12 protein-coding genes are annotated in these 11,828 nt (G+C 68.8%); 10 read left to right on the top strand and 2 right to left on the bottom strand.

Going from position 1 to position 11,828, the window contains the following annotated elements; translation table 11 throughout:
* A partial coding sequence (gene minD, locus EXE42_RS12485) for a cell division ATPase MinD (RefSeq protein ID WP_394348001.1) occupies positions 1 to 1,189 on the bottom strand: 1,189 nt, incomplete at its 3' end.
* Between the two features lie 177 nt (positions 1,190 to 1,366).
* Between minD and ahaH the strand changes: the two genes are divergently transcribed.
* The 10 genes from ahaH (at position 1,367) to EXE42_RS12535 (ending at position 10,933) form a co-directional block, all read left to right on the top strand.
* Positions 1,367 to 1,723: an ATP synthase archaeal subunit H gene (ahaH, locus tag EXE42_RS12490; protein ID WP_092920692.1), complete on the top strand. Its 357-nt coding sequence runs from the start codon at positions 1,367 to 1,369 to the stop codon at positions 1,721 to 1,723.
* Between the two features lie 4 nt (positions 1,724 to 1,727).
* Positions 1,728 to 3,941, top strand: a complete 2,214-nt coding sequence (locus tag EXE42_RS12495; RefSeq protein WP_137706653.1) for a V-type ATP synthase subunit I — start codon at positions 1,728 to 1,730, stop codon at positions 3,939 to 3,941.
* Positions 3,942 to 4,145: 204 nt separating this feature from the next.
* Entirely contained in the window at positions 4,146 to 4,400 is a 255-nt protein-coding gene (locus tag EXE42_RS12500; RefSeq protein ID WP_092920694.1) for a hypothetical protein, read from the top strand.
* A gap of 21 nt (positions 4,401 to 4,421) precedes the next feature.
* Positions 4,422 to 5,000: a V-type ATP synthase subunit E gene (locus tag EXE42_RS12505; RefSeq protein ID WP_092920695.1), complete on the top strand. Its 579-nt coding sequence runs from the start codon at positions 4,422 to 4,424 to the stop codon at positions 4,998 to 5,000.
* Positions 4,997 to 6,043, top strand: coding sequence for a V-type ATP synthase subunit C (locus tag EXE42_RS12510; protein ID WP_092920696.1), 1,047 nt, complete (start codon positions 4,997 to 4,999; stop codon positions 6,041 to 6,043). The genes EXE42_RS12505 and EXE42_RS12510 overlap by 4 nt, the downstream gene beginning before the upstream one ends.
* The gene (locus EXE42_RS12515) at positions 6,040 to 6,369 is read left to right on the top strand and encodes a V-type ATP synthase subunit F (protein WP_137694009.1); all 330 of its coding nucleotides are present in this window, start codon (positions 6,040 to 6,042) and stop codon (positions 6,367 to 6,369) included. The genes EXE42_RS12510 and EXE42_RS12515 overlap by 4 nt, the downstream gene beginning before the upstream one ends.
* 1 nt (position 6,370) lies before the next feature.
* Complete coding sequence (locus EXE42_RS12520) at positions 6,371 to 8,134, top strand: ATP synthase subunit A (RefSeq protein WP_137694010.1); 1,764 nt, start codon at positions 6,371 to 6,373, stop codon at positions 8,132 to 8,134.
* A 2-nt stretch (positions 8,135 to 8,136) separates the two neighbouring features.
* Positions 8,137 to 9,558 carry a V-type ATP synthase subunit B gene (locus tag EXE42_RS12525; protein WP_092920698.1) on the top strand — a complete coding sequence of 474 codons (1,422 nt, stop codon included), beginning with the start codon at positions 8,137 to 8,139 and terminating at the stop codon, positions 9,556 to 9,558.
* Positions 9,559 to 9,696: 138 nt separating this feature from the next.
* Positions 9,697 to 10,395 (top strand): V-type ATP synthase subunit D, encoded by a 699-nt coding sequence (locus EXE42_RS12530; protein ID WP_092920699.1) that lies wholly within the window; start codon positions 9,697 to 9,699, stop codon positions 10,393 to 10,395.
* 121 nt (positions 10,396 to 10,516) lie between these two features.
* Positions 10,517 to 10,933: a DUF6276 family protein gene (locus tag EXE42_RS12535; RefSeq protein ID WP_092920700.1), complete on the top strand. Its 417-nt coding sequence runs from the start codon at positions 10,517 to 10,519 to the stop codon at positions 10,931 to 10,933.
* 479 nt (positions 10,934 to 11,412) lie between these two features.
* On the opposite strand, the gene EXE42_RS12540 is transcribed toward EXE42_RS12535, so the two are convergent.
* Positions 11,413 to 11,766, bottom strand: coding sequence for a PLD nuclease N-terminal domain-containing protein (locus tag EXE42_RS12540; RefSeq protein WP_137706637.1), 354 nt, complete (start codon positions 11,764 to 11,766; stop codon positions 11,413 to 11,415).
* Between the last annotated feature and the right edge of the window lie 62 nt (positions 11,767 to 11,828).

Genomic DNA, 11,828 nt, shown 5'->3' on the forward strand with positions numbered 1-11,828 from the left:
CTGCGTCCTCGTCGCCCTCCGCTGCGTCGCTCTCGGCTGCGTCCTCGTCGCCCTCCGCTGCGTCGCTCTCGGCTGCGTCCTCGTCGCCCTCACCGGCGGTCGCCGCGGCCGATTCGCTCGCCGTCTCGTCGCCGTCGGCGGCGGGACCTCCGTCCGCGTCCTCGTCCGTGTCATCGTCGGTCGGTTCGCTCTCGCTCGCGACGATGATGTCCTCGCCGTCGCCCGGCTCCGTCACCCCGGTCGCGTCGGGGTCCGCGACGATTATCTCGTCGTCCTCGGAGGCGGCCTCGCCGTCCTCGGAGGCCGCCTCGCCGTCGCTTTCGTCGGTGGTGCGTTCGTCGTCGGCCTCCAGCTCGTCCGCGTCCGCTCGTTCGCCCTCCCCCGCCTCGTCGTCGGTCGCTTCCGGTTCGGCCTCGCCGTCGTCGTCTCCGTCGCCCCCGTCTCCGGCACCGCCCGCGGCGTCGGCCGCGGGTTCGTTGAGCCCGGTGCCGTCGATACCGGTTCCCGTCAGGGCCCGGGCGAGGTCGCGATACGCCCGCGTCGCCGGCGCGTCGGGCGCGACGGCCAGCAGGGGTCGGTTCGCCGCCGCGGCCCGGGGCACGGCCTCGTCGTCGGGGATCCGGCCGAGGATCGGGGCGTCGAGCAGCGCCGTGACGACCTCGTCGGCGTCGTCGGTCACGCGCGTGATCGCGGCGCCCGCGACGGTCCCGCCGAGGCGCTCGGTCAGCTGTCGGGTCTTCTCGGTGTCGCCGAGGGCGCTCCGCTCCGGCGTCGAGACGAGCAGCGTCTCGTCGGCGACCGCGAGCGGCATCGTCGAGTCGTGGGAGAGGCCGGCGCCCGCGTCGACGAACACGAAGTCGGCGTCACCGAACGCCTCGACGACCCGGCGGAGCCCGGACGGGTCCGCGGCCGCGTACGCGTCGAGGTCGGCCGCCCCCGGGACGACCCGGAGGCCGGACGCCCCCTCGCGGACCGCGTCCTCCGGGTCCGCCTCGCCGGCGAGGACGTCGTGGAGGGTGGTCTCGCCGGCGGTCACCCCGACGACGCCCGCGAGGTTCGCCATGCCGAGGTCGGCGTCTATCGCGACGACGTCGGCGCCCGACTCCGCCAGAACCGTCGCCAGCGCCGCGGTCGTGGTGGTCTTCCCGACGCCACCTTTCGCCGACGCGACCGCATACACCGTTGCCATACGGTGAGGGTCCGGCGACTGCTACTTAAATGTAGGCGGCGGCGACCGGATCCGACCGCCGGGTCGGACGCGTTCCGGACGAGATCCGTCCGGAATCGCCCCGGTATCTCCGCGAAACCCCGCGGGCTTTCGCAAACACCTTATACGTCGCTTGTGGAGTTTCAGGCGATTAGTAGCATGGCGAGACCAGAGGTGCTCAACTCGATCAAGCAGGCCGAACGGGAGGCGGACGAGATCATCGCGACGGCGGAGTCGGACGCCGACGAGCGCCTCGCCGAGGCTCGAGAGCGCGCGGACGAGATCCGCGCCGAGGCCGAGGAGGAGGCGGAGGCCGAGGCCCAAGAGCGGCTCGAAGCGGCCCGCGAGGAGATCGAAGAGCGGCGCGAGGAGATCCTCGAATCGGGGCGTAACGACCGCGACGAGCTCGAACGCGAGGCCCGCGAGCGCGTGGACTCGGCCGTCGACTACGCCGTCGAACGGTTCGAGGAAGCGGTGAACCAACAGGCCGAGGAGGCGGTGGATGCTCAGGCCTGAGCGGATGAGCCGGGTGTCGGTGACGGGATCGAAGCGCGTCATCGACGACGTCATCGAGGCGGCGTACGCCCACCACTCCCTACACGTCACCGACTACGACGACCGGTACGAGGGGTTCGAGCCCGGGACCTCGCTCGAGGGCGCCGAGACCGTCAACGAGCGGCTCGTGACGGTCCGGTCGCTCGAGAGCATCCTCGACGTCGAGGCCGACGACGCCGACGTCGCTCGGTCGCTCGACGACGACGAACTCGAGGCCGAGCTCGACCGCGTCCGCGAGCGAGTCAACGAGCTCAACGACGAGCGCGACGAGCTCCAGGCCGCGATCCGCGACCGGCAGGAGGAGATCGACCGGATGGAGCCGTTCGCCGAGCTCGGGATCGACCTGGAGTACCTGCGCGGCTACGACTCGGTCGAGGTCGTCGTCGGCGAGGCGAAGGTCAGCGCCGTCGAGGCGGCGCTCGAAGACGCCGAAACGATAGGCGCCTTCGACGTCTTCGCCGGCGGCGACGTGGTCGCCATCGTCGCGCGACCGACCGACCCGGACGCCGAGGGCGTCGTTCAGGACGCGCTCGTCGGCGTCGACATCGCGCTGCTCGACGTCCCCGACGCGGACGCGAGCCCCGAGGAGTACGTCGCGGAGCTGGAGGCCGAGCAGGCCGACCTCCGCGACGAGCTCGACGCCGTCGAAAGCGAGCTCGACTCGGTGAAAGAGGAGGCCGCCGGCTTCCTGTTGCGCGCCGAAGAGCAGCTCACCATCGAGGCCGAAAAGAAGGAGGCGCCGCTCTCCTTCGCGACGACGGAGAACGCCTTCGTCGCCGAGGGGTGGGTGCCGACCGAGACGTACCCCGACTTCGAGGCGGCCGTCGTCGACGCGGTGGGCGATCACGTCGAGGTCGAGGAGCTCGAACGCGCCTCCTTCACCGCCGACGGCGACCACCACGCCGAGCCGGTCGACGACGAGACCGGCGGGGCGGAGGCGTCCGACTCTCCCGCCGCAGACGCCGAGGACGCGACCGCGGAGCGCGAGGCGGCCACCGACGGCGGCCACGCGGCGCACGGTTCCGACGACCCGCCGGTCGTTCAGGACAACGGCGGCGCCGCGGGACCGTTCGAACTGCTCGTTCAGGCGTTCGGGCGGCCGAGGTACTCGGAGTTCGACCCGACGCTTCTGGTCTTCCTGACGTTCCCGGCGATGTTCGGGTTCATGATCGGTGACGTCGGGTACGGCGCGCTGTACGCCGCGGTCGGCTACTTCATGTACACCAAGTACGACGGCTCGTTCCGCGAACTCGGCGCCGTCGCGATGTGGGCCGGCGGATTCACGATACTGTTCGGGATCTACTACGGCATCGACCTGTTCGGCTACCACGCCTACCAGTTGCTCGGGATCCACTGGCCGGTCGAGGGGAAGGGCCTCTCGCCCGCCGACCTCGACTGGGGCCTCTCGTTCCTGGTCGTGAGCGTCGTGTTCGGCATCGTTCACCTCAATATCGGACACGTCCTCTCGTTCGTGCGCACCCACCAGCAGCACGACCTCAAACACGCGATCTACGAGGGGGGATCGTGGCTGCTGATCCTCAACGGCGCGTGGATCTGGATTTTCAGCCAGCACGTTCCCGGTCCGAAGCCCGACTTCCTGTTCGACGCGGTCTCGGTCCTCACCTTCGGCGAGGTCTCGTTCAGCGGGTTCCCGGTCGTCGTCGGCATCGCCGGCGCCGCGGCGGCCGCCCTCGGGATCGTCCTGCTGGGAATCGGTGAACCGCCGGAGCTGGCCGAGTTCCTCTCGCCCGTCGTCAACGTCATCTCGTACGCCCGGCTCATGGCCGTCCTGCTCGCGAAGGGCGGGATGGCGCTCGCGGTCAACCTGCTCGCGTTCGGCGCGTACATCGACGACGGCGGCCAGGGGAGCTTCCACTTCATCTTCTCCGCGGAGCACCTCGCTCACGTTCAGGAGACGCCGAGCGAGGAGCTGGTCTTCGCGGGGATCACCACCGCGTTCGATCCCGCCTCCATCGGCCTCGTCGGGGTCGTCGCCCTCGTGGCCGGGATTCTCGTCGCGGTCGTCGGCCACCTCGTCGTCCTGCTGCTCGGCGTCACGTCCGCCGGTATCCAGGCCGTCCGCCTCGAGTACGTGGAGTTCTTCGGGAACTTCTACGAGGGCGGCGGGCGGGCGTACCTGCCGTTCGGCCGCGACCGGAAGTACACCCGCGAGGACTGACGGCCGGACCGACCGCCGGCCACCGTTCGGTCCCGTCGCGTTCCCCCGCGCTCGGACCCGGCACCGCCGTCGGGTTTTCGACCGCAGTAGCCCCCGCTTTCCGCCTCGTTTTCCCCGAATCCGTTCGGTCGTTTTGGGAAGCTTTATGACTCCTCTAGGGGCAAATAGCAACCGTTCGGAGACGAGCAACAGCAACTACTACCAATGTTTGAAGCTACCAACGAACTCGGGAACCTCGTACTGTCGACCGGTGGAACGCTGACTAACCCCAGTGCCGCGGCGGCGCTCGCCGTCGGCCTGGCAGCGCTGGGCGCCGGCTACGCGGAGCGCGGTATCGGGTCGGCCGCCGTCGGCGCGATGGCGGAGGACGACGACCTCTTCGTGAACGGGCTCATCCTGACGGTCCTTCCCGAGACGATCGTCATCCTCGCGCTCGTCGTCGTCTTCATCGTCGGGTAACTCTCCAGCGTTTTTCAACCAATGAGTTTGGAAACCGTCGTTGAGGACGTCGAAGATGAGGCCCGCGCGCGTGCGGAGGAGATCCGCGAACAGGCCGAGGCGGAGGCCGACGAGATCGTCGCCGAGGCGGAGGCCGACGCGGAGCGCATCCGCGAGGAGCGGCTCGCCGAGGTCGAGCGTCAGATCGACCAGGAGCGCGAACAGACGCTCTCCTCGGCGAAGCTCGAGGCCAAACAGGAGCGGCTCGGCGCTCGCCGCGACGTCTTGGAGGACGTTCGCGACGAGGTCGAGGCGGCGATCGCCGGCCTCGAGGGCGACGACCGCCGCGAGCTCACCGAGGCCCTGCTCGACGCGAGCCTCGCGGAGTTCGACGACGACGAGGACGTCGCCGTCTACACCCGCGCCGAGGACGTCGAGCTGCTCGAAGAGCTCGTCGCGGACCGCAACGCCGAGGTCGACGGCGAAGTCGACTGTCTCGGCGGCGTCGTCGCCGAGAGCGACACCTCCCGCGTTCGCGTGAACAACACGTTCGACTCGGTCCTGGAGTCCGTCTGGGACGACGAGTTGAAGAACATCTCGGAGCGGCTGTTCGACCAATGAGCGCCGCCGGCAGCTCGAACCCCGAGTACGTCGTCGCGCGGGTTCGTGCCCGCCGCGGCAGCCTCTACGGGGACGAGGAGTACCGCAAGCTCACCCGGATGGGGCCGGCGGAGATCGCCCGGTTCATGGAGGAGTCGAGCTACGGCGAGGAGATCAACGCCTTGGGGAGTCGCCACGGCGGCGTCGACCTGATCGAGTACGCGCTGAACCGGAACCTCGCCGAGCAGTTCGACGACATCCTCGACTGGAGCGAGGGGACGCTGTACGACCTGATCGCCCGGTACCTCCGGAAATTCGACGCATGGAACGTGAAGACGGTCATCCGCGGCGTCTACACCGACGCGGACCAGTCGGCCGTCGAGGCTGACCTGATCCGCGCCGGCGAGTTCGACGACCGCCGGATCCGGCGGCTGCTGGAGGCGGACTCGATCGACGGCGTGATCGAGGTCCTCGAAGACACGATCTACGGGGAGCCGCTGCGGGAGGCGTACGCCGAGTTCGAGGAGACGGGCGTGCTGGTGCCGCTGGAGAACGCGGTCGACCGCGCGTTCTACGAGCGGCTCCTCTCCGGGCTCGGCGGCGACGAGCCGACCCGGCAGTACGAGGCGTTCCTCAGGGCAGAGGTCGACTTCCGGAACGCGACGAACGCGCTCCGGCTCGCCCGCTCGGGCGCCGATATCGACCCCGCGGCGTACTTCATCGAGGGGGGCGACCTGTTCACTCGCTCGTCGCTCGCGCGGCTGGCGCAGAACCTCGACGAGCTGGTCGAGTACATCGGCGACAGCCAGTACGGCGAGGAGCTCGGGCCCGCGCTGCGCGAGCTCGAGGCGGCGGACAGCCTCATCGCGTTCGAACACGCGATCGACGGCGCGCTGTTGGCGTACGGCGACCGGCTCGGCACGATCCACCCGGTGTCGGTCACCCCGGTGATCTCCTACATCCTCGCGAAGGAGCGCGAGACGGAGAACATCCGAGCGATCGCCCGCGGAAAGGAGGCCGGCCTCTCGCCGGACGAGATCGAATCGGAGCTGGTGATAACATGAGCCAGGAGATAGCGGTCGTCGGCAGCCCGGAGTTCACGACCGGATTCCGCCTCGCCGGCGTCCGGGCGTTCGAGAACGTGCCGGACGACGAGAAGGACGAGAAGCTCGACGACGCCGTCGAGCGGACGCTCGACGACGATGGCGTCGGCATCATCGTGATGCACGACGACGACCTCGACCACCTCTCGCGGGGGACCCGCGAGGCGGTCGAGGGGAGCATCGAGCCGGTCCTCGTGACGCTCGGCGGCTCCGGCGCCGGCAGCGGCGGGCTGCGCGACCAGATCAAACGCGCCATCGGCATCGACCTGATGGAGGAAGACGACTAATATGAGCAAAGCAGACACAACCGACGCCGCGACAGACAGCGGTGTCATTCAGAGCGTGAGCGGTCCGGTCGTGACCGCCCGCGATCTCAACGCCCGCATGAACGACGTCGTCTACGTCGGCGACGAAGGGCTCATGGGGGAAGTGATCGAGATCGAGGGCGACCTCACGACCGTTCAGGTGTACGAGGAGACCTCCGGCGTCGGCCCCGGCGAACCCGTCGAGAACACGGGCGAGCCGCTGTCGGTCGACCTCGGCCCGGGGATGCTGGACGCCATCTACGACGGCGTTCAGCGCCCCCTGGACGTGCTGGAGGGCAAGATGGGTAGTCCGTACCTCGACCGCGGGGTCGACGCGCCCGGCATCGACCTCGAGGAGGAGTGGGAGTTCGAGCCCGCGGTCGAGGAAGGCGACGTCGTCGAGCCCGGCGACATCGTCGGCGTCGTCGAGGAGACGGTCACCATCGACCACAAGGTCATGGTGCCGCCGGACTACGAGGGCGGCGAGGTCGTCGCCGCCGAGGCCGGCAGCTTCGATGTCACCGAGACGGTCGTCGAGCTCGACAACGGCGAGGCGGTCTCGATGCACCAGGAGTGGCCGGTGCGCGAGGCCCGTCCCGCGAACGACAAGAAGACGCCACGGACGCCGCTGGTGTCCGGCCAGCGCATCCTCGACGGCCTGTTCCCCATCGCGAAGGGCGGGACGGCCGCGATCCCCGGGCCGTTCGGCTCCGGGAAGACGGTCACCCAGCACCAGCTCGCGAAGTACGCCGACGCGGACATCATCGTCTACGTCGGCTGCGGCGAGCGCGGCAACGAGATGACGGAGGTCATCGAGGATTTCCCCGAGCTGGAGGACCCGGCCAACGGCAACCCGCTGATGGCCCGCACCTCGCTCATCGCGAACACCTCGAACATGCCCGTCGCGGCGCGCGAGTCCTGTATCTACACTGGGATCACGATCGCCGAGTACTACCGCGACATGGGGTACGACGTGGCGCTGATGGCCGACTCCACCTCGCGGTGGGCGGAGGCGATGCGCGAGATCTCCTCCCGGCTGGAGGAGATGCCCGGCGAGGAGGGGTACCCCGCGTACCTCGCCGCCCGCCTGGCGCAGTTCTACGAGCGCGCCGGCTACTTCGAGAACATCAACGGGACGGAGGGCTCCGTCTCGGCGATCGGCGCGGTCTCGCCGCCCGGCGGCGACTTCTCCGAGCCGGTCACCCAGAACACGCTGCGGATCGTGAAGACGTTCTGGGCGCTCGACGCGGACCTGGCGGAGCGCCGCCACTTCCCGTCGATCAACTGGAACGAGTCCTACTCGCTGTACAAGGACCAGCTCGACCCCTGGTTCGAAGAGGAGGTCGCCGACGACTGGGCCGAGCGACGCCAGTGGGCGGTCGACGTGCTCGACGAGGAGACGGAGCTCCAGGAGATCGTTCAGCTCGTCGGGAAGGACGCCCTGCCCGACGACCAGCAGCTCACCCTGGAGGTCGCGCGCTACCTTCGCGAGGCGTACCTCCAGCAGAACGCGTTCCACCCGGTCGACACGTTCTGTCCGCCGGAGAAGACGTACCTCATGCTGACGACGATCCAGACGTTCAACGACGAGGCGTTCGACGCGCTCGACGCCGGCGTCCCGGTCGAGGAGATCATCGACATCGAGTCGGCCCCGCGGATTAACCGTATCGGCGTCCAAGAGGACTACGAGGAGTACGTCGAGGATCTCAAAGCCGAGATCAGCGAGGAGCTCCGGAGCCTCTACTGACCATGAAAGAGTATCAAACCATCACCGAGATCAGCGGTCCCCTCGTGTACGCCGAGGTCGACGAGGCGATCGGCTACGACGAGATCGTCGAGATCGAGACGGCACAGGGCGAGACGCTGCGCGGACAGGTGCTCGAATCCTCGGAGGACGTGGTCGCCATCCAGGTCTTCGAGGGCACCTCAGGCATCGACAGAGACGCGTCCGTCCGCTTCCTGGGCGAGACGATGAAGATGCCCGTCACCGAGGACCTCCTCGGGCGGGTGCTCGACGGTTCCGGCCGCCCGATCGACGACGGTCCGGAGATCGTGCCCGAGGAGCGCCAGGACATCGTCGGCGCGGCGATCAACCCGTACTCCCGGGAGTACCCCGAGGAGTTCATCGAGACGGGCGTCTCCGCGATCGACGGGATGAACACGCTCGTCCGGGGCCAGAAGCTTCCGATCTTCTCCAGTTCGGGCCAGCCGCACAGCGAGCTGGCGATGCAGATCGCGCGACAGGCCAGCGTGCCCGAAGAGGAGGAGGGCGACGACGAGGACGGCTCCGAGTTCGCCGTCATCTTCGGCGCGATGGGGATCACCCAGGAGGAGGCCAACGAGTTCATGCAGGACTTCGAGCGAACCGGTGCCCTGGAGCGCTCCGTCGTCTTCATGAACCTCGCGGACGACCCCGCCGTCGAGCGGACGGTCACGCCGCGGATGGTCCTGACGACGGCCGAGTACCTCGCCTTCGAGAAGGACTACCACGTCCTCGTCATCCTGACGGACATGACCAACTACTGCGAGGCGCTCCGCGAGATCGGCGCGGCCCGCGAGGAGGTTCCGGGCCGACGCGGCTACCCCGGGTACATGTACACCGACCTGGCGCAGCTGTACGAGCGCGCCGGCCGGATCAAGGGCCGCGACGGCTCCGTCACCCAGATCCCGATCCTCACGATGCCGGGCGACGACGACACCCACCCGATCCCGGACCTGACCGGGTACATCACGGAGGGGCAGATCTACGTCGACCCCGACCTCAACAGCCAGGGCCTCCAGCCGCCGATCAACGTCCTCCCCAGCCTGTCGCGGCTGATGGACGACGGGATCGGCGAGGGGCTCACCCGCGCCGACCACGCGGACGTGAAAGACCAGATGTTCGCGGCGTACGCGGAGGGCGAGGACCTCCGCGACCTCGTGAACATCGTCGGTCGGGAGGCGCTCTCCGAGCTCGACAACCAGTACCTCGACTTCGCGGACGCGTTTGAGTCGGAGTTCATCGACCAGGGCTTCGAGACGAACCGCGACATCGAGGAGACGCTGGAGATCGGCTGGGACCTCCTCTCGATGCTGCCGAAGGACGCCCTCAACCGGATCGACGAGGAGTTCATCGAGGAGCACTACCGCGAGGACGACGCCGAGCGCGAAGTCGTCGAAGCGGCCGACTAACGTCTCGGCTCACTTTTCGCCGCGCAGTCGTACGTTACCCCTGAGCGGCGGCGTCGCCGCTGACGACGCGCACGCCGGCCCGCCGACCCGCCGCGTCTGAAAAGAATTAACCGCCTCGGAGCGGAACCTCTCCCCAAGATGGCCAAGGATGTCAAACCGACGCGCAAGAACCTGATGGCGATCGAGGACCGCATCGAGCTCTCCGAGCGCGGTCACGACACGCTCGAACAGAAGCGCGACGGGCTCATCATGGAGTTCATGGACATCCTCGACCAGGCGCAGGACGTCCGGTCCGAGGTCTCCGAGAACTACGAGACGGCCCAGCGCAAGATCGACATGGCCCGGGCGATGGAGGGCGACGTCGCCGTCCGCGGCGCGGCCGCGGCGCTGAAAGAACACCCCGAGATCACGACCCAGTCGAAGAACATCATGGGCGTCGTGGTCCCGCAGATCGAGTCCTCGAAGGTACAAAAGAGCCTCGACGAGCGCGGCTACGGGCTGCTCGGCTCCTCGGCGCGGATCGACGAGGCCGCCGACGCCTACGAGCAGCTGCTCGAGTCGATCATCCTCGCCGCCGAGGTCGAGACGGCGATGAAGAAGATGCTCACGGAGATCGAGACCACGAAGCGCCGCGTGAACGCCCTGGAGTTCACCCTGCTCCCGACCCTCTACGAGAACCAGGAGTACATCGAGCAGAAGCTCGAAGAGCAGGAGCGCGAGGAGATCTTCCGCATGAAGAAGATCAAAGCGAAAAAAGAGGAGGAGGAGAAGGAAGAGGCCGAAGAGGACGCCGCGGTCGCGGCCGCGGAGACCGAAGAGCCCGAGCCCGCCGACTGACGGCTCCCCGACCGATAGCCCGTCGCGCGTCGGCTCCCGAACCGCCATCACCGCTCCCGCGTCGGTCGCCGCTTCTCTCTCCGCCGTCGACTTTTACTCGGACCCGCTTGTAGCGACGAGCGTGTCCTGTCCACACTGCGACGCCGACGCGATCGCGTTCGCCGTGCCGCCGACGCTCCGTGAGCACGCCCCGGCCGACGCGGCCGCGATCTGTACTCGGTGTCTGCGGGTCGTCGCGGCCGCGGAGGCGGGCGTCGAAGGCGCGGCCGCCGAGGCGGAGATCGCGGACGGAGTGCCCGCGGATCCCGACTTCTCAGCGGTCGACCCCGCGTTCCCGTCCGGCGAGGCGGGCGTCGCGCTGGCGCTCTGCTGCGGGAAGCTGGAGTCGTTCGCGCTGAATCGGGCGTCGATCGAGGCGCTGATCGGCCACGCTGAGGGGGCGGGTGCCGACGCGTTCGCCTTCTTCGACCGGCTCGACGCGCCCGAGGCCGCGTTCGACCTCGACCGTCGGCGGGCGGCGCTCCGCGACGCGATTTAGAGCGGATCGGTTTTCGATAAAGTCGCCGTTGACGGTGGTCGTTTATAAATAAGCGACAGCGGATCGGCGGCGAACAGCTCCAAAGCCCCGGCCGCGAGGACGGCGCACACTCGTTGCGCTCCTCGCTCGTTCGCTCCGCTCACTCGCTGCGGTGTCGCCGGCGGCGGAGCCGCCGGCTTTCCGTGGCGCGTAGCGCCACGCTACTTCCGTCGCCGTGCTTCGTCCTCGCGACTGCCCCTTTGAGTCCCGCCCCGCACAGCAACCGCACCTCACGCCTCCCCAGCCTCGTCGGCAGGCCTCCGCTTCGCTCCGGCCGCCCGACTCCCTCGCGCGTGCTCCTCGCGCCCGTTGGGCGCTCGGAGGCACGCGCCGACCGCACTGTTGTTTATAAACATCGACGCCACCCGCTCTCGGATATTTAAATATCACATCGGTCGCCGCTGTCTCGGTGCTGACCGGGATCTGTCCTGGTCGCGCCGTCAGAGGTCGACGCCGTCCGGGTCGTCCCACTCGTCGTTTTCGTCGTCGCCGTCGTCTGCTTCCGTCCCGGCCGGGCCGAGGCGTTTCTCGCCTTGGCGCGACTCGTGGACGGCGAAGCCGCCGGTGCGGCCGTCGTCGCCGCCGGCGTACGGGTCCTCCTCGGGGTCGTAGTCGAGTTCGTCGCGCTCGAAGACGTACGCGAGGAAGCCGAACAGCGGGACCACGAACGCGATGAGGGCCCACTTGCGCGGGTTCATGCCGTACTTGGGCGCGTCGACGTACGCGTAGGCGGCGAAGCCGACGAGCCACGCGAGCGGGACGCCGACGAGGATGACGGCGACGAGCGGCTGCATACCGTCGCTTCGACCGCGCGGTAATAAGCGTGCGGGCGGCGTCAGCGCCCCGCTCCGGCGCC

This window comes from Halorubrum sp. SP3, from assembly GCF_005435195.1.
GTDB classification, from domain to species: Archaea; Halobacteriota; Halobacteria; order Halobacteriales; family Haloferacaceae; genus Halorubrum; species Halorubrum sodomense.

Excerpts from the sequence above, each read along its gene's own strand:
- ahaH (WP_092920692.1), top strand. The coding sequence starts at position 1,367 with ATGGCGAGACCAGAGGTGCTCAACTCGATCAAGCAGGCCGAACGGGAG.
- EXE42_RS12495 (WP_137706653.1), top strand. The coding sequence starts at position 1,728 with ATGAGCCGGGTGTCGGTGACGGGATCGAAGCGCGTCATCGACGACGTC.
- EXE42_RS12500 (WP_092920694.1), top strand. The coding sequence starts at position 4,146 with ATGTTTGAAGCTACCAACGAACTCGGGAACCTCGTACTGTCGACCGGT.
- EXE42_RS12505 (WP_092920695.1), top strand. The coding sequence starts at position 4,422 with ATGAGTTTGGAAACCGTCGTTGAGGACGTCGAAGATGAGGCCCGCGCG.
- EXE42_RS12510 (WP_092920696.1), top strand. The coding sequence starts at position 4,997 with ATGAGCGCCGCCGGCAGCTCGAACCCCGAGTACGTCGTCGCGCGGGTT.
- EXE42_RS12515 (WP_137694009.1), top strand. The coding sequence starts at position 6,040 with ATGAGCCAGGAGATAGCGGTCGTCGGCAGCCCGGAGTTCACGACCGGA.
- EXE42_RS12520 (WP_137694010.1), top strand. The coding sequence starts at position 6,371 with ATGAGCAAAGCAGACACAACCGACGCCGCGACAGACAGCGGTGTCATT.
- EXE42_RS12525 (WP_092920698.1), top strand. The coding sequence starts at position 8,137 with ATGAAAGAGTATCAAACCATCACCGAGATCAGCGGTCCCCTCGTGTAC.
- EXE42_RS12530 (WP_092920699.1), top strand. The coding sequence starts at position 9,697 with ATGGCCAAGGATGTCAAACCGACGCGCAAGAACCTGATGGCGATCGAG.
- EXE42_RS12540 (WP_137706637.1), bottom strand. The coding sequence starts at position 11,766 with ATGCAGCCGCTCGTCGCCGTCATCCTCGTCGGCGTCCCGCTCGCGTGG.